17 protein-coding genes are annotated in these 17,423 nt (G+C 59.7%); 9 read left to right on the forward strand and 8 right to left on the reverse strand.

What is annotated here, in order from left to right; genetic code table 11:
* Positions 1-154: 154 nt before the first annotated feature.
* Complete coding sequence (locus AC30D7_RS10735) at positions 155-1,570, reverse strand: purine-cytosine permease family protein (RefSeq protein ID WP_490134024.1); 1,416 nt, start codon at positions 1,568-1,570, stop codon at positions 155-157.
* 358 nt (positions 1,571-1,928) lie between these two features.
* Here AC30D7_RS10735 and AC30D7_RS10740 point away from each other — a divergent pair, with 358 nt between their 5' ends.
* Positions 1,929-2,840 (forward strand): LysR family transcriptional regulator, encoded by a 912-nt coding sequence (locus AC30D7_RS10740; RefSeq protein WP_019648652.1) that lies wholly within the window; start codon positions 1,929-1,931, stop codon positions 2,838-2,840.
* A gap of 15 nt (positions 2,841-2,855) precedes the next feature.
* Here AC30D7_RS10740 and argE read toward each other — a convergent pair whose 3' ends face one another.
* The 5 genes from argE to AC30D7_RS10765 form a co-directional block, all read right to left on the reverse strand.
* The gene (gene argE, locus AC30D7_RS10745) at positions 2,856-4,007 is read right to left on the reverse strand and encodes an acetylornithine deacetylase (RefSeq protein WP_490134025.1); all 1,152 of its coding nucleotides are present in this window, start codon (positions 4,005-4,007) and stop codon (positions 2,856-2,858) included.
* Entirely contained in the window at positions 4,004-4,681 is a 678-nt protein-coding gene (locus AC30D7_RS10750) for a DUF1028 domain-containing protein (RefSeq protein WP_433783114.1), read from the reverse strand. The genes argE and AC30D7_RS10750 overlap by 4 nt, the downstream gene beginning before the upstream one ends.
* 156 nt (positions 4,682-4,837) lie before the next feature.
* Positions 4,838-5,254: a RidA family protein gene (locus AC30D7_RS10755; protein ID WP_018930235.1), complete on the reverse strand. Its 417-nt coding sequence runs from the start codon at positions 5,252-5,254 to the stop codon at positions 4,838-4,840.
* A 24-nt stretch (positions 5,255-5,278) separates the two neighbouring features.
* Positions 5,279-6,589, reverse strand: coding sequence for a flavin-containing monooxygenase (locus AC30D7_RS10760; RefSeq protein ID WP_490134026.1), 1,311 nt, complete (start codon positions 6,587-6,589; stop codon positions 5,279-5,281).
* Positions 6,590-7,252: 663 nt separating this feature from the next.
* Complete coding sequence (locus AC30D7_RS10765) at positions 7,253-8,047, reverse strand: NAD(P)H-dependent oxidoreductase (RefSeq protein WP_490134027.1); 795 nt, start codon at positions 8,045-8,047, stop codon at positions 7,253-7,255.
* Positions 8,048-8,132: 85 nt separating this feature from the next.
* Between AC30D7_RS10765 and AC30D7_RS10770 the strand changes: the two genes are divergently transcribed.
* From AC30D7_RS10770 to AC30D7_RS10790, 5 genes are all read left to right on the forward strand, one after another.
* Positions 8,133-9,026 (forward strand): LysR family transcriptional regulator, encoded by an 894-nt coding sequence (locus tag AC30D7_RS10770; RefSeq protein ID WP_490134028.1) that lies wholly within the window; start codon positions 8,133-8,135, stop codon positions 9,024-9,026.
* Positions 9,027-9,119: 93 nt separating this feature from the next.
* Positions 9,120-9,908, forward strand: a complete 789-nt coding sequence (locus tag AC30D7_RS10775; protein ID WP_490134029.1) for a DeoR/GlpR family DNA-binding transcription regulator — start codon at positions 9,120-9,122, stop codon at positions 9,906-9,908.
* 61 nt (positions 9,909-9,969) lie between these two features.
* A complete protein-coding gene (locus AC30D7_RS10780; RefSeq protein ID WP_490134030.1) occupies positions 9,970-10,206 on the forward strand; it encodes a hypothetical protein in 237 nt (78 codons plus the stop codon).
* 123 nt (positions 10,207-10,329) lie between these two features.
* Positions 10,330-10,560 (forward strand): hypothetical protein, encoded by a 231-nt coding sequence (locus tag AC30D7_RS10785; RefSeq protein ID WP_490134031.1) that lies wholly within the window; start codon positions 10,330-10,332, stop codon positions 10,558-10,560.
* Between the two features lie 64 nt (positions 10,561-10,624).
* On the forward strand, positions 10,625-11,023 hold the full coding sequence (locus tag AC30D7_RS10790) for a YfeK family protein (RefSeq protein WP_490134032.1): 399 nt from the start codon (positions 10,625-10,627) through the stop codon (positions 11,021-11,023).
* Between the two features lie 16 nt (positions 11,024-11,039).
* Here the strand turns inward: AC30D7_RS10790 and chrA are convergent, their stop codons facing one another.
* Together chrA and AC30D7_RS10800 are read right to left on the reverse strand one after the other, a co-directional pair.
* The gene (gene chrA, locus AC30D7_RS10795) at positions 11,040-12,398 is read right to left on the reverse strand and encodes a chromate efflux transporter (RefSeq protein WP_490134033.1); all 1,359 of its coding nucleotides are present in this window, start codon (positions 12,396-12,398) and stop codon (positions 11,040-11,042) included.
* Between the two features lie 35 nt (positions 12,399-12,433).
* Positions 12,434-13,285, reverse strand: a complete 852-nt coding sequence (locus AC30D7_RS10800; protein WP_490134034.1) for a CAP domain-containing protein — start codon at positions 13,283-13,285, stop codon at positions 12,434-12,436.
* Between the two features lie 183 nt (positions 13,286-13,468).
* Here AC30D7_RS10800 and AC30D7_RS10805 point away from each other — a divergent pair, with 183 nt between their 5' ends.
* The 3 genes from AC30D7_RS10805 to AC30D7_RS10815 all read left to right on the forward strand — a co-directional run bounded on the left by AC30D7_RS10805 (position 13,469) and on the right by AC30D7_RS10815 (position 17,402).
* Positions 13,469-14,098, forward strand: a complete 630-nt coding sequence (locus AC30D7_RS10805; RefSeq protein WP_490134035.1) for a cell wall hydrolase — start codon at positions 13,469-13,471, stop codon at positions 14,096-14,098.
* Positions 14,099-14,601: 503 nt separating this feature from the next.
* Positions 14,602-16,449, forward strand: a complete 1,848-nt coding sequence (locus AC30D7_RS10810) for a potassium transporter Kup (protein ID WP_490134108.1) — start codon at positions 14,602-14,604, stop codon at positions 16,447-16,449.
* A gap of 71 nt (positions 16,450-16,520) precedes the next feature.
* On the forward strand, positions 16,521-17,402 hold the full coding sequence (locus AC30D7_RS10815) for a LysR family transcriptional regulator (protein ID WP_490134036.1): 882 nt from the start codon (positions 16,521-16,523) through the stop codon (positions 17,400-17,402).
* The last annotated feature ends 21 nt before the right edge of the window (positions 17,403-17,423 follow it).

The following is a 17,423-nucleotide window of genomic DNA, read 5'->3' on the forward strand; positions in this document are numbered from 1 at the left end:
TTTTTGAAATCGTGGACTGTCATGTGCTGAAGATCAAAAGATCGCAGCCTTCGGCAGCTCTACCGGGAGAAGTGGAATAGCTTGCCGGCGATGGCGTTTTTGAGGACGTCTTCGCCGGCAAGCCTGGCTCCTATAGGGTTTTGCGGTGCTTCGGTTATAGGCTGTTGGCCAGTTTCCCAGTCGCCAACCGGCGCTTGTAGGCGCTGTCGCGGTTGGCCAGCCAGTAATACAGCGGAGAGCTAATCAACAACCCCACCACCCAAGACAAATCCGCCCCATTGATGTGCGCCGAGATCGGCCCGACATACAACGGCGTGTTCATGAACGGAATCTGCACCGCAATCCCTATCGCATACGCCAACAACGCCTGCGGGTTGTATCGGCCATAGATTCCGCCATCGACCTGGAAGATCGAATCAATGTCGTACTGACCTTTATGAATGGCATAGAAGTCGATCAGGTTGATCGCGGTCCAGGGCACCAGCACCACGAGCAACACCAACACCATGTCGACGAAGTGGCCGATGAAGTCGGCTGATGCACCGACGGCGGCGAAGCAGCAGGCGGCGAGGACGATGACCGAGAGGACGGCGCGGCTCTTGGCGGTGGGGATCCAGCGATAGGCGAAGGTTTGCACCAGGGTGATCAGTGACAGTACAGCGCCGTAGAGGTTGAGGGCGTTGTGGCTGATGACGCTGAGCAGGAACAGCACCAGCATCAGCGGGCCGATGGAGCCGGTGGCGAGTTTGACCGCGTCCATGGTGTCCATGCCGACGGGGGTGGCGAGGACTGCGACGGCGCCGAAGATGAACGACAGGCTGGAGCCGAGGGCCGAGCCGAGGTAAGTGGTCCAGAAAGTAGCGGCGACGGGCACGTCTTCCGGCAGGTAGCGCGAGTAGTCGGACACGTAAGGGGCGAAGGCGATTTGCCAGAGCGCGGCCAACGATACGGTGGCCAGCCAACCGGAAATATTGAAGCTGCCGCGGGTAAGGAAGTCGGCGGTTTGCACGTGGGTGAGGATGTAGCCGAAGCCCAGCACGATGCCGATGCCCAGCACCCAGGTGCCGATGCGGTTGAGCACGTGGATGAAGCGGTAGCCGATGATGCCGATGATGCCCGACCCGAGCGCGCCGATGACGATGCCCACTGGCACCGGCACGCTGTCGACCACGCCGTGCAGGGACTTGCCGGCGAGGACGATGTTGGAGGCGAAGAAACCGATGTACATGATACCGGCGATCAGCACCACCAGCAGGGCGCCGAGGGAGCCGAACTGGGCGCGGCTCTGGATCATTTGTGGAATGCCCATCTGCGGGCCTTGCGCCGAGTGCAGGGCCATCAGCACGCCGCCGACCAGGTGGCCGACCAGAATGGCGACGATGCCCCACACCAGGTTCAGCTGAAACAGTTGCACGCCGAGGGCGCCGGTGACGATGGGCAACGGCGCGATGTTGCCGCCGAACCAGAGGGTGAACAGGTCTCTTACCTTTCCGTGGCGATCTTCCGGGGGGACGTATCCAATCGTGTGTTTTTCGATGAGCGGAGCGGAGGGTGTTGTTGCGGTGGACATGGTGAACTCCAAGGCAAGGATGAGTACGTGGACGTACTTCGGTGAGCGCCGCGCGAGCGACGCTTTTCTTGTTGGAGCGATGATGTGCAATGCATCGGGATAGATAAATTAGTAAGTTTGTTGCTTCAGGCCTTAAAAAATATATGCCCGGGGTTTTGGTGTGTCGGGTATGTTCAGCCTTGAACGTGTGCCCGGTTTTACGGCGGCTGCGCCGCCACAGAATCGCGCGTCGACCCGATACCTGTAGGAGCGAGGCTTGCCCGCGAAGGCGGCGTATCAGCCGACAACGATGTTGAATGTCAGCGCGTCTTCGCGGGCAAGCCTCGCTCCTACAATGTTGTGTTCTCTGGAGGTCTGCATGGCCGCTTACAACCTGCGACAGCTCAAGTATTTCGTCACCACCGCCGATTGCGGCAGCGTGGCGGAGGCTTCGCGCAAGCTTTATATCGCGCAGCCGTCGGTGTCGACGGCGATCAAGCACCTTGAAGAAAGTTTTGGCGTGCAGCTGTTTATCCGGCATCACGCCCAGGGTGTTTCGCTGACGCCGAGCGGGTCGCGGTTTTATCGCAAGGCGCTGGAGCTGCTGCGGGTCGCCCATGAGTTTGAACAGAACGCGCTGGCGGACAACGACGTGGTGGCGGGGCAGATCGATATTGGCTGTTTTGAAACGGTGGCGCCGCTGTACCTGCCGCGTTTGATCGCTGGTTTCAAAGAGCGCTGGCCGGGTGTGGAGATCCGTATTCGCGATGGCGAGCAGCAGGAACTGGTGCAGGCACTGACCGCCGGCAGCATTGACCTGGCGATGCTGTTCGAACACGATCTGGACAGCACGATTGAGACAGTGCCCCTGATGCCGCCGCAGCAACCCTACGCCTTGCTGCCGGCGGACCATCGCTTTGCGCAACAGGCGAAAGTGTCGCTGAATGACCTGGTGCTGGAGCCGATGATATTGCTGGACGTGGTGCCGAGCCGGACCTACTTCGTGAGCATCTTTGAAGAGCGCGGACTGACGCCACACATCGTGTTCAGCTCACCTTCGATCGAGATGGTGCGAGGGATGGTCGGGCGCGGTTTTGGCTTTTCGATTCTGGTCACCAAACCGTTTTCCGAATACACCTATGACGGGCAGAAAGTCGTGTGCATACCGCTGGCCGAAACCGTGACCGGTTCGGGTCTGTCGGCGGCATGGTTGAGAAGGTCGCAGCTGACCAAACCGGTACAGCTGTTCGTGGATTACTGCCAGGAAGAACTGGCCCGACTGTATACCTGAGCGTCGGGCCAACCATCAGCGGCTGATTGATAACAGCATCCGTTGCAGCATTTCATCGCAGCCGTTCAATTGTTCGAGGCTGACAAATTCGTCCGGCTTATGACCCTGATCCATGCTGCCCGGACCGCACACCACTGTCGCAATTCCCGCCGCGTCAAACAGACCGCCCTCGGTGCCAAATGCCACCGTACCGAACTCCCCAGAACCGGAAAATGCCGCGATCAGCTCAGCGGCTTCGCTGTGCGCATCGGTCGCCAAACCGGGATAGGCCGACAATTCACTGAAGCGGATTTCACTCTGATCACTCACGGCGCGCATGCGCGGTAGCACTTGTTGCTCGGCGTAGGTCTGCAATTCCTGCGCAACGAGGCCAGGGTCTTGTGAGGGCAGGGCGCGGATTTCAAAGTCGAAGCGGCAATCGGCGGGGACGATGTTCAAGGCCTTGCCGCCGGAGATGACGCCGGTTTGCACGGTGCTGAACGGCGGATCGAAACGGGCGTCGTGATGCTCCGGTGCCTTGAGCCGGTGGCCAATCCGCCCCAGTTCGCCGATCAGTTCGGCGGCGTATTCAATCGCATTGACCCCGAGTGGCGCGTACGCCGAATGGCAGGCTTCGCCATGAATGTCGCAGCGCATCGCCAGCTTGCCCTTGTGGCCGAGCACCGGTTTGAGCTCGGTCGGTTCGCCGATGATGCAGAGCATCGGTTTGACCGGGCGCTGTTCGAGGGCCTTCAAAAGCGAACGAACGCCGAGACAGCCGACTTCCTCATCGTAGGACAGCGCGATGTGCACCGGCAGTCGCAGCGAGGCTTGCACCAGTGAAGGGACGAGGGCAAGTACACAGGCGATGTAGCCTTTCATGTCCGCAGTGCCGCGGCCGTACAGTTTGCCGTCATGCTCGGTGAGCTTGAAGGGCGCAACCGTCCATGGCTGGCCGTCGACGGGCACCACATCGGTGTGCCCCGACAACACGATGCCCGGCTGATCCGCCGGGCCAATGGTGGCGAACAGATTGGCCTTGCTGCGCTCGTCGTTGTAGATCAGTTCGCAAGGTACTTCGAAGCGGGCGAGGTAGTCGCGGACGAACTCGATCAGCTGCAGATTTGATTCGCAGCTGGTGGTGTCGAACGCCACCAAGGCTTTCAGCAAATCGCGGCTGTGGCTCATCGGTCGTCTCCGGCGACACCGTAGCCTGGGGACTTGTCGGGGGCGAGGGCGCGGTCGATGTAGTCCTTGACCTGTGGGCGATAGGCGTCCCACAGCTTTTGCAATTGCGTGATCGGGTCGTGATCGGCCCAATCGACCCGCAGGTTGATGATCGGCCAGGTCAGTTCGCCGACCACCACCATCGCCGCCGAATGCACCGGCCCGGCTTCGCCACCCGTGGCGATGGCGGCGTTCATTGCAGCGAGCAAGCGGTCGGCCAGTTGCCCCTCGCCATGCTCGAATGCCTCGACCATGGCCGAGATCACGGCACGGTCCGCGAGCATATTGCCGGCGGCCACGCATTGCTCACCCGACACGGCATTGTGGTTGCCCAGGGTTTCTGAACCGCTGAAATGCGCGGTGCGGCCGAGGTGGTCAATCGCCGTGATTTGTCGGTATTGGCTGTAGCCGTTGCGGGTCAATGCCTTGTCCAGCGCCTCGGCAGGTGCGAGGCCTTGTTCCATGAGGGCGAGGGTTTCCGGGCCGAGGGATGGCAGGGTGATATTTTGTGTGGAGACCGCGCCGACACCGGGCAATAGCCAGGGGCAGCGGGCGCCGACGGCGATGCTTGAGGAACTGATTGCAATGCCGAACTGACCGGTTTCGGGGCAACGTGCGGCGATGGAGAAGGTCATGGTTTTGCTCCTTGGTTGGCCTTGGCGAAGTTGTTGTCTGTGCGGGCGTCTTCGCGAGCAAGCTTCGCTCCTACAGATGATCAGGGTCGTTCATGAAACAGCGATCTACTGTAGGAGCGAAGCTTGCTCGCGAAAGCCGCGACTCGGTCTACCTGCTTACTCAGGAATCACCGCAATCACATCAATCTCCATCAGCCACTGCGGCTGCCCCAGTGCCGACACCACCAACCCGGTGGAAATCGGAAACACCCCTTTGAGCCACTTGCCCACTTCACGATAAACCGGCTCGCGGTAACGCGGGTCGATCAGGTAAGTGGTGGTTTTGACGATGTGGCTGAGGTCGCTGCCAGCTTCTTCCAGCAACTGTTTGACGTTGCGCATGGCTTGCTCGGTTTGCGCACGCGGGTCGCCGAGGCCCACCAGGTTGCCTTCGAAATCGGTGCCGACCTGGCCGCGAACATAAACGGTGTTGCCGGCCCGCACGGCCTGGCACAGGTCATTGTCCAGGCTCTGGTTCGGGTAGGTTTCCTTGGTGTTGAACATGCGAATACGGGTATGGGTTGGCGTGGACATCTGAGGCTCCTGAAGAACTATTCGTTAAGCGCTGACGGTGGTTTTATGCGCGACGGGGGCGGTTTCAGCTTCGCGTTGCAGGGCATCGCGGTAGTCGTGGTATGAGCGCTGAATGGCGATCTGATCAGCCACGTACTTGGCGTCGTGCCAAACACCCCAGATGAACGAAGAGCCGCGACGGGACTGCCACGGCAGGCCGAGGAAATACACCCCAGGCTCGCTCGACACTCCGCGCTGATGCTGCGGCTTGCCGTTGTCGTCGAAGGCGTTGACCTTCAGCCAGCTGTAATCCGTGGCAAACCCGGTGGCCCAGATGATCGACGTCACACCAGCCCTGGCCAGGTCGAGTTCAAGAATCGGGTTAGTGACGCAATCCGGATCCGGGAAGGTATGCCGCGCCTCAGGTTCTTGCGGCAGGTCCAGGCCATTGCGCTCGACGTAGGCGTCGGCGGCATTGAGCAGCGCCAGGTAGTTCTCATCGCCGCGTGCCAGGTTGTCGGCAAGGTTGGGCTGGAACGTCGCCACGCTGCCATTGAACGATTGGGTCAGACCCACCAGCGTCATTCCGCGATGGGCCAGCTCGCGGAAGTCCACGGTACGACCGCCATGGGCGCCGCTCACCGCGATGGTCACGTGCTCCCGGCCGGGCTTCATCGCCGCCTGATCCCACTCACCGAGCACGCCCAGCCACCAGCAGAAATCACGGTTGCGATAGGCGCGAGGAGGACGATCGTGGGCGCCGACCGAGAGGTAAACCTGCTTGCCGGCACGCTGCAATTCATCGGCGATCTGCACCCCGGACGAGCCGGCGCCCACCACCAGCACAGCGCCCTCGGGCAGTTGCTGCGGGTTGCGGTAGTCGGCGGAGTGGATTTGGGTGAATGGCTGATCTTTCGGTGCGATCGGCGGAATAACCGGGCGCTGGAAGGGGCCGGTGGCGGCCACTACGCGGTTGGCCTCGATCACGCCTTCGGAGGTTTCAATGGTGAAGCCTGGACGACCGACATTGCGTTCGACTTTCTTCACGTCCACGCCGGTGCGGATGGGGGCGTTGAACTTCTTCGCGTAGGCTTCGAAATAATCCGCCACCCGTTCTTTCGGGGCAAAGCCGTCGGGGCTGAGATCGTCGAACTCAAGGCCTGGAAACCGATCGTGCCAGGCCGGACCATTAGCCACCAACGAGTCCCAGCGGCCGGTGCGCCAGCGCTCGGCGATACGGCTGCGCTCCAGCACCAGGTGAGGCACGCCGAGTTTGCTCAGGTGTTCACTCATGGCCACGCCAGCCTGGCCGGCACCCACAATCAGCGTGTCTGTTTTTGTTATTTCAGTGGTCATGTCTTTACCCTTCGAAGTTGGAATCAGGTCGGTTGTGGCCTGCCATTTCTTGGGTCAAGACTAGGGATCACCCCTGGATCGGTAAAATATTATTAAGTTGGTATTTGAATACAAATAACCGATGCAGAGCCTGCAAAGAGGTGTTGGAGACGGTACGGAAGTCCGTCCCCACCTCGTTAGTATTTTTCCATTTACCCATCATTCCCCTTGAAAACAATCAGTCTAAAAACCCCGACCCAGGCCTCGAAGGGTTTGCTATTCTGAGGTTGTAGGTGAAGACGCAGACTGATGCGCAAAGGGATAGCGAGGAGGCGTGGGGCGCGCTCCCAAGGGTACACGGTTAGAAAGATCTCCGCGCTGAGATCCAGCCCTTATGCCGTGTGAGGCAGAACAGCCCAAAGCTAAAAATCCTGTTCTGTGAGAGGCCCGATAAATCTCGTAAGCCAGAGACCAGCGCTGGCCACCTACATCGAATTCCAAAGCCCGCCTTGTGCGGGCTTTTTCGTATCCGCCGTAGCAGCTGTAGCAGCTGTCGAGCTTGCGAGGCTGCGTTCGGCTGTGAAGCAGTCGTGAATCCGGCTGACGCGGTCTGCCTGATACACCGCGAGTTCTGGTTTGACGACTGCTGCGCAGCCGAACGCAGCCTCGCAGGCTCGACAGCTGCTACAACGAGTGTGTTGCCTGTTTGATGTGAGCCGCAAAGCCCGTCTGGTCTGCAGCAATCTCATCATGCAACGTGAGTTGCGGGATGTCATACGCCCCTGAATTTTGCGCCCGGAAAGCAATCGGCGCGGTTTCCCAGAGGTCATCCAGCCGTTGGCCGAGCGCCTCACAAGTTGCTGAAAATCTCGCCTCATCCATTCGGCTGGTCCGATAGATCACGAACGGTGGCAGCACGTCGAAGCCGGGGTAGAACAGTACGCCATGCTGGATCGGGAATAGCACATCGTCGATCGGCCCATTGATGCCCCGTGGGCTGTAATGAGATTCCCAGCCTCCGGTGGTGACGATCAGCATCGCCCGTTTGCCCGCCAGCGTGCCTTCCCCGTAACGGTCGCCCCAGCGCGCATCGGAATGCTCCCCTACGCCGTAGGCAAAACCATAGGCATAGACGCGTTCCACCCAGCCTTTGAGGATCGCCGGCATCGAGAACCACCACAGCGGAAACTGCAGAATGACGGTATCGGCCCAGAGCAGTTTTTCCTGTTCGAGGACGATGTCCTGCCGTTGCCGGCCTTCTTTGAAGGCACGCTTGGAGTCTTGCGACGGATCGAACCGTGCGTCGGCAGGCCGGCCGAAACTGTCATCGGCGTCCAGCGAGGCTTTCCAGTCCATCGCATACAAATCGGAAACCTGTACCTGGTGGCCGGCAGCTTCCAGGCGTTTGACGGCAAAGTCCTTGAGCGAACCGTTTAGCGATTTGGGTTCGGGATGGGCGTAAACGAGCAGAACATTCATGGCTGAGTCTCCGTTGTCAGAAGCCAGCAGAATCAGGCCTTACCCGGTATATTGGAAATGAATAACCAATATGCCAGGTATTGTCATGAATAATCTGCGACGTCTGGACATCAACCTGCTGCTGACGCTTGATGTCCTGCTCTCGGAACACAACGTGACCCGTGCGGCGCAACGTCTGAATCTGTCGCAACCTTCGGTGAGCGTTCATCTCGCCAAACTGAGGGATATTTTCAACGATCCACTATTACTGCCGGGGCCACGGGGCATGCGGCCCACGGCTCGGGCGGATGAGTTGCGCGAGCCGTTGCGCCAGGCTCTGGAAGCCCTGGAGCGCGCGGTGTCGCCCGCCAGCCCTTTCAATCCGGCCGAGGCACTGCAGACGTGGAACATCATGGCGTCGGACTACGGCGAGTCGACCATCATCTTGCCCGCGTTGGCCGGGCTGCGTTCGGCTGCACCCGGTACGCGTCTGGCGGTGTTTGACCTGATGCCGTCACAACTGGCCAAACAAGCGGAGCAGGGGGCAATCGACCTGGCGTTTCATACCACCGAGGATGCTCCCCCAGGCTTGCGACGTCGTGCATTGTTTACCGAACGCTATGTGTTGGTGGGGCGTACTGGCCATCCGCTGTTGAGAAAGCGACCGACACTCGCGCAGTTCTGCGAACTCGACCACGTCATCGTATCCCGGGATGGCGGAGGCTTTCAGGGTGTCACCGATCAGGCGCTTTCTCAGCTGGGCATGACGCGCCGAGTGGTGCTTTCGCTCCCCCATTTTCTGTTTGTCCCGTCGGTGGTGGAGAGCACCGACATGGTCGCGATGCTGCCAGCGCGCCTGGTTCGCGATACGCACGCCTTGACCATGGTCGAGCCTCCCCTTGAAGTGCCGGGATACGAGATGTCGATGCTCTGGCCCGAGCGCGCTCATCGCGACCCTGCGCATAGGTGGTTACGTGAGTTCATTGTGAATGCGTTGTGAGGAACATCAGCTGACCACAATCCTGTGGGAGCGCCTTGTGTTCATTGAGGTGTTTGGCTAATCTCGCACAAACACGCAAAAACAGGCATAACCATGCACGCCGAGCATTCCTCCGCCGAACTCCCCCAACTTCGCCGCCAAAAAATCCTGCTGATCCTCGAACGTGATGGCAAGGTCATGGCTTCCGAGCTGAGTCAGCATTTCGCCGTATCCGAAGACACCATTCGCCGGGACCTGTCGGAGCTGGCCAGCGCCGGGCTGGTGCAGCGGGTGCATGGCGGGGCGTTGCCGCGTCCCAAGGACACGGGCAAGGATTACTTCACTCGGGTCAGCGAAACCGACGAGGTGAAAACCCGGTTGGCGCAACTTGCCGCGCGCCGGGTCAAAGACGGCCAGATCGTGATGTTCGATTCCGGGAGCACCACGCTGCAGATCGCACGCTCGCTGCCCGCTGACATTGTCATCACGGCCGTCACCGCTTCGCCGATGATTGCGATCACCTTGACCGAATACAAAGGCATCACGGTGATCGTCGCCGGTGGTCAGCTCAACCCTGCGACGATGTCTTCCAGCGGGCATGAAACCCTGCGGTTGATCGAGGGCATCAAGGCCGACCTGGTGTTCACCGGGGTCTGTGCCATTCATCCGGAAGTCGGCCTCAGTTCGCTGCATTTCGATGAGGTGCCGGTGAAACAGGCGATGCTCGCCAGCGCCTCTCACGTGATTGCCGTGACCACCGCGGACAAACTGGGTGCCGTGGAGCCCTTTGTGGTTGCGCCTTGTGCCCGTGTGCACACGCTGATCACCGAACGTCATGTGGCCTCGGGCAATCTTGAGGACTATCAAAGACTGGGGATCGAGGTGGTGCAGGCAGACGCCTGAGCGTCATCGCGCCTGGCGCTGCATGGGTTACGCTGATAGCAACAACGGGAGGAATGCAGTCATGACTGAGCGTCATATAACCCACTCGGAAACGCTGTCGAACGGATGCACGATTGAAGTTAAAGCCGAGATTTTGAGGGACGGCTCGCTGAAGATGTTCATGGGGGTCTATTGGCCGGACGGCTCGCCCATCGTCGAGGACAAACACCCCTCGCCGCATCTGCTGGACATGGAAGCGGCGATGGAGTGGGCCATCGAAAAAGCCAAAACCATCGGTAACAGCCAGAGAACGCTTTAAGGCCCGGCGATAACGGAATCATTGACCGGCTTGAAGGTCGTAATTATGGGTTTGAACGCACTGCGATCGATTCGCCGCTAGCGTCACCTCATCCCCGTAGTTCTGACCTTTTAGGACGTTAAAATGAAGCGCACCGCGATAATGACCCTGGCCATTGCAAGTACTCTCCTGCTGGGAGGTTGCTTTCCTTACTGGGAAGAGGGGGACAGGTACGATCGGGATCACCGTGAATACCGTCGCGACCATGACCGTGGCTATTATTACCGTGATGATCGTGGGTACGACCGGGATTACGATCGTCGCGATGATCGCCGTCGGCACCGCGACCGTGAAGACCATCAGGGCGATGATTGACGCTCGATCGCCAGGCTTCAGAGCGGGGGCATTACCGCTCTGAACCTCCTCCTGAGGAATAATCATGCGAATGCTGACTGGGCATATTATTGCACCCCTCACTCAATGGTTGATGGCTGCGGGTATCGGCCTGACCGCCGTGGCGTTCAATGCACAGGCACAAACCTCACCTCAAGCCACTCAGGAAATCAACAGCTTGCTGGACTTTGTCGAGCACAGTGAATGCCGGTTTGTGCGCAACGGCAGCGAATACGCCGGCCCTCAAGCCCGAGCGCATCTGGAGAAGAAGTTGGAGTACCTTGAAGAACAGGACAGGGTGAACAGTGCCGAAGACTTCATTGAGCTGGCGGCCACCCAAAGCAGCATGAGTGGCCGCGCCTATGAAGTGCGCTGTCCGGCAGGCATACAACCGGCCAACCTCTGGTTGAAGACCGAGCTACAGCGGCAACGGAAACTTCATTGATGGTCTTGTCGGCGCGCTAGCGCAGCAGATGCACCGCCAACCCGATCAACCCGCAGCCCATCAGTACCTCGATCACCCCCCGCTTGAAGCGGAACAAGGCGATGGCCGCTGCAATGGCGATCAGCGCCGAAGGCCAGTCGAGTTGGCCACTGAAGCCCTTGGGCCAGAGCACGTGGTAGCCGAAGAAACAGGCCAGATTGAGGATCACGCCGACCACCGCTGCGGTTATCGCGGTCAGGGGGGCGGTAAGCCTGAGTTCGTTGTGCGTCGACTCCACCAACGGGCCGCCGGCGAGGATGAACAGGAACGATGGCAGGAAGGTGAACCAGGTGACCAGCGTGGCGGCGAGGGCGCCGGCCAGGAACAGTTGATCCGCGCCGAACACTTGATGCACATAGGCACCGACAAAACCGACGAAGGCCACCACCATGATCAACGGCCCTGGGGTGGTTTCGCCGAGTGCCAGGCCATCGATCATTTGCGTGGGCGTCAGCCAGCCATAGTGGCCGACAGCGCCCTGATACACATAAGGCAGCACGGCATACGCGCCACCGAATGTCAGTAACGCCGCTTTGGTAAAGAACCAGCCCATCTGGGTCAGGGTGCCGTCCCAGCCGAACATCGCGGTGAGAATTCCCATCGGTAACGCCCATAGGACCGCGCCCACCAGTAACAGGCGCAGGAATTTGAAACTGCTGAAACGGGCGTGTTCGGGAGTGGGGGTATCGTCATCGATCAGGGCCGGGCCGAAGGACTTTTTCGCCGCGCTGTGGCCCCCGGTCCGGAACCGTTCAGGCGCCAGGCGTCCGCCGAAGTAACCGATGATCGCGGCGCCCAGCACAATCAACGGGAACGGTACATTGAACACGAAGATGGCCGTGAACGACGCTGCGGCGATGCCCCACAGCCAGTTGTTCTTCAATGCCCGTGAGCCGATCCGGTGGGCCGCCTGCACCACAATCGCGGTCACGGCCGGCTTGATCCCATAAAAAAGCCCGGCCACCGCCGGCACTTCGCCAAAGGCGATGTACACCCACGACAACCCGATCAGAATGAACAGCGACGGCAGCACAAAGAGCCCGCCGGCAATCAGGCCGCCCCACGTGCGGTGCATCAGCCAACCGATATAGGTCGCCAGCTGCTGAGCCTCCGGTCCGGGCAGCAACATGCAGTAGTTGAGGGCGTGCAGAAAGCGCCGCTCCGAGATCCAGCGTCGGCGCTCCACCAACTCCTGGTGCATGATCGAGATCTGTCCGGCCGGCCCGCCGAAGCTGATGAAGCCGAGCTTCAGCCAGAACAGAAACGCTTCCCGCAGGCTGATCGCCTCGGGCTTCGACAGTGCCTGTTCGACGGTCGAAGAGGGGGCCTTATTCAAATGGCGATTCCTTTTTCAACGGATTATTCAGGCCATTACGGCGTGCCAAACATCGCCGTCCAGTAAATACCGGCGTCACTCTTCGGGTCCACCGCATAAGCTGCACCCAATTCGCGAAATTGTGGGTTCATCAGGTTGGCGCAGTGCCCCGGGCTGGCTAGCCAGCCATCGACCACCTTGCGCACCGTGTCCTGCCCTGCGGCAATGTTCTCACCAACCTGCTGACCGGCGTAACCCGCCAGTTCAGCCCGATCACCCGGTGTGCGGCCGTCGCGGTCCTTGTGATCGAAAAAGTTTTGGTTGGCCATGGCCCGGCTGTGGGTCTCGGCGGCTGACCCGAGCGTGGCGTTCCAGGCCAGCGGCGTGGTGGCGGCGAAGGATTGGGCACCACATTGGCGCGCCTGCTTGCGGGCGCTGTTCATCGCTTCGAGCAGTTTCTGGCCCTCCACCTGCCAGTCGCCCAAGCGCCCCGTCAACAGCGGGCGCGCCAGCACGATGCGCCACTCGCGGCCCTCCCGGCTGACGCCGATATCGACAAATTGCGGGTCCAGCACCACCCGGCAGAAGCTCTCCTGAATCGCCTTCATCGCGGCTGGCGCGTCACGCGGGCCGGACAAGCTGATCGCCTGCACGTTAACCATCGGATATGCCGCGCGGGCCAGTGCCTGCTGCAAGTCGCCGATGCTATTGGCGGACAGCACCAGGCGCGGATCGCTGGCCAGCGGTGGCAACTCCGACGACGCCTGACCGGCACAGCGCTGCACCTGGCTGCGGTAAACATTGATCGACTCGACCAGTTGCTGTTCATCGGCTGCCGACGCGATGACGCTGAACACCAACCCGAATGACAACACGCCAAGATGCAAAACGGATGACAGGCTGCGCATGAAAATCTCCCCCTGAACGGACTGCGCTCATGATGCGCGAATACACCCCTCCGGATGCAATGCCTTTTCGCATCCAAATGCAGTTTATTGCCTGCCTGTCGGTATGAATTCCGGCTACTACAATCAATCCAGGTCTGCGATGGTTTTGTTGCTCACGAAGGTTTCAATCAGAAGGGTCTGTACATGCGATTCAAAGGGGTAGCCACCTGCTTCGCAATCATCCTTCTGTGCGGCCAGGTGTGGGCGACGGATCAGACGGATCAAGAGCAAAAAAAGGAAGTGGCCGAAGAGAAGGCGCAGGTTCTGGAGCAGAAAGCAGCGGAGAAGGGCAGTGAAGTTCCAGTGCCCAAATCCGAGGTCATTACCCCCTCTGAAGTGCAGGCGGTCGATCCGGCCGGCGCCGCGCCGCTGGACGATGCCATTACATGCCTTGCACGCAGCATCTACTGGGAGGCCAAAGGGGTGACGGGTGCCGATATGGAGGGCGTCGCCAGTGTGGTCATGAACCGGCTGGGCCATGAAGGCTTTCCGGATACGGTGTGCGCCGTGGTCAAACAAGGTTCTGAAAAGCATGCCTGCCAGTTTTCCTGGTGGTGCGACGGGCGTGCGGATCAGGTAAAGGAGGACGACGAATATGCCCTCGCCAAGGAAATTGCGCGCAAGGCACTCAACAAGCAGCTCACGGATCGCACCCATGGAGCCTTGTATTTCCACGATAGAACGGTGAAACCCGATTGGGCGAAGGAGTACATCAAGACCGGCGAGACCCGGAAGTTTTTGTTCTATAAGCCTCATGGCGAGACGGCGCGATAGGTGCGAATCGCTTTACACCACCGATCCCCGGACGCAACTAGCGGGCAACACCAGGTAGCTCGTGCTTCCAGCTACGGTGGATTTCGCCATGAAGGTGAGCAGGTACGGTCACTTTTTCGAGAAGCGTTCTACCGTATATTTTTACGGTTTCTTTACGGTAGGCATTTCTTCCGGCGACGATACTTGCCGCGTTTTTTTGATCATCAACAGGCCTGCACATTCGTCCCGGTTGACCCGAGGTGTTCAGCGTTGTCTCTTCGGCTCAGCAACCTTTTGTCGTACCTCGCAGGTACGCTGAGCGAACGGTATGACGACGCATGGGCTAATCTCATTAGCAAGCTGTTGGGTCTTATGGCAGTTGAGTCGAAGCGTTTACCCGGTGACCCCGCAAACCCTCTTGCTCGAAGGTGGCATGCCATTCCTTTCCTTCAATCTCAGAGAAGCTTCCCGTGAGCGAAACAGCGATCCCTGCCCATGAAAATTCCCACGCCAAAACATCTGGAATGGGCTTGCTCGTCGGCGCGGTCGGCGTGGTTTATGGGGACATTGGCACCAGCCCCCTTTACACCCTGAAGGAAGTGTTCGCCGGCCACTATGGCGTCCAGGCCAATCACGACGGTGTGCTGGGCATTCTGTCGTTGATTTTCTGGTCGCTGATCTGGGTTGTCTCGATCAAGTACGTGCTGTTTATCCTGCGCGCCGACAACCAGGGCGAGGGTGGCATCATGGCCTTGACGGCACTGGCACGTCGGGCCTCGGCGCCGTATCCGAAAATGAGCAGGATCCTGGTGTTGCTCGGGTTGTTTGGCGCCGCGCTGTTTTACGGGGACAGCATGATCACCCCGGCCATCTCGGTGCTCTCCGCGGTTGAAGGTCTACAACTTGCGTACGAGGGCATCGGGCATTGGGTCGTTCCGCTGTCCGTTATCGTTCTGGTAGCACTTTTCCTGATCCAGAAACATGGCACGGCGCGCATCGGCATTATGTTCGGCCCGGTCATGGTGCTGTGGTTCGTGGTATTGGGGATTCTCGGTACCTACGGCATTCTGCAACGCCCGGAAGTGCTGCAAGCACTCAATCCTGCATGGGCCGTGCGATTTTTCGTGGTTCATCCGGGCATTGGCATCGCCATTCTGGGCGCCGTGGTATTGGCATTGACCGGTGCTGAAGCGCTGTATGCCGACATGGGCCATTTTGGTCGCAAACCGATTGCCCGTGCCTGGTTCATGCTGGTGTTGCCTGGCTTGGTGCTCAATTACTTTGGCCAGGGCGCGTTGATCCTCGGGAACCCGGAAGCGGTACGTAACCCGTTCTATCTATTGGCACCCGACTGGGCGCTGCTGCCGATGGTCGCGCTGTCGACACTGGCCACCATCATCGCCTCCCAAGCGGTGATTTCCGGGGCGTTCTCCCTGACTCGCCAGGCCATTCAGCTGGGTTACGTGCCGCGTATGTTTATCCAGCACACCTCCAGTCAGGAGCAGGGGCAGATTTACATTGGAATCGTGAACTGGGCGCTGATGGTCGGCGTCGTGTTGCTGGTCATCGGCTTTGAATCGTCCAGTGCGCTGGCAGCGGCGTACGGCGTAGCGGTGACGGGGACCATGTTGATCACGACCATTCTGTCTTCGGCCGTGGTCCTGCTGCTGTGGAAAACACCGCGTTGGCTGGCGATTCCGGTACTGTTGGGTTTTCTCATGGTCGACAGCCTGTACTTCGCCGCCAACGCGACGAAGATCTTGCAGGGCGGTGCGTTCCCGGTGATTGCCGGTATTGCCCTGTTCATTTTGATGACCACCTGGAAACGCGGCCGCAAGATCATTGTCGAGCGACTGGACGAAACTGCTCTGCCATTGCCGTTGTTCATCAGCAGTATCCGCGCGCAACCACCCTATCGCGTGCAAGGTACGGCGGTATTTCTGACGGCCAGATCCGATGCTGTCCCCCATGCCTTGTTGCACAACCTGTTGCATAACCAGGTGCTGCACGAGCAAGTGGTGTTGCTCACCGTGGTGTCAGAAGACCGTCCGCGGGTGTCCGACGATCAGCGATTCGAAGTCGAGTCCTTTGGTGAAGGGTTCTTCCGGGTCAATCTGCACTTCGGCTTTATAGAGGAGCCCGATGTGCCGCTGGCACTGAGCCTGTGCCATTTGAAAGAGCTGGATTTCAGCCCGATGCGCACCACCTATTTCCTAAGCCGGGAGACAGTCATCCCGACCAAGCGCATCGGCATGGCCCGGTGGCGCGAAAGCCTGTTCGCGTTCTTGCTGAAGAACGCCAACAGCAACCTCAAATACTTCAAGTTGCCGCTCAATCGTGTGATCGAGCTGGGTACGCAGGTTGAGATGTAGCCACTCATCCTTGTGGGAGCGAGCCTGCTCGCGAAGATTGAAATGACGGATCCACTGATGGAGCAATGGCTTTGGAGTTTCTCAACGACATGGCGCTGTTCGTCGAGGTTGTGAAGGCGCGCAGTTTCCGTCGCGCGGCTGAGGCGATGGGTATGCCGAACTCAACATTGTCGCGCCGGATAAGTGGCCTGGAGAAAGAAATCGGGCTCAGGCTTTTGCATCGCACCACGCGCAAGATCGAGCTGACCGAAGCAGGGCAGTTGTACTTCGATCGCTGCAAGCGCATCGTCGAAGAAGCCCGGCTCGCGCACGAGCAGCTCGGCGAAATGCTGGCCCGGCCCAGCGGTGTACTGCGGGCCTCGTTGCCGGTGGATTTCGCCAATATCTATCTGGCGCCACTGATAGCGGAGTTTGCCCGGCTGTACCCCGGCATCAGCTTCGAGTTCGACCTGACCCCGCGTCAGGTAGATCTGGTGAGTGAGCCGATTGACGTGGTCATCCGCATGGGGGAGCTCGCGAACTCGAACCTGATCGCCCGCAAGCTCGCCAGTTTGCGCCGCGGTCTTTATGCCTCACCCCGTTATCTCGAACAGTACGGCGATCCCGTCCAGCCCTCGGACCTGACTCACCACGAATGTCTGCGTCTTCGCGGGAGCCGTGCCGAGCGCTGGACACTCTCCGGTAGTGAAGGGGAGGAGTCGGTTGAGGTGGGCGGTCGATTTGAACTCAACAGTGTGGGAATGATCCGGCGTCTGGCGACGCTGGATATGGGGGTCGCGTTACTGGCCGAAGGCATCGTTGCGCAAGACCTCGCCGATGGCACGCTGCGCAGAGTCTTGCCACAGTGGCAGGCTTCGCCCGTCTCTGTTTACGCTCTCACCGAGACGCGACTGTTACCGGCGAAAACCCAACGGTTTATCGAGTTTCTGCGTGAGCAACTGCAGGATGCTTAGCGGGTGGTAACTGCCTTTCAT

The organism is Pseudomonas sp. DF5 (assembly GCF_058148225.1).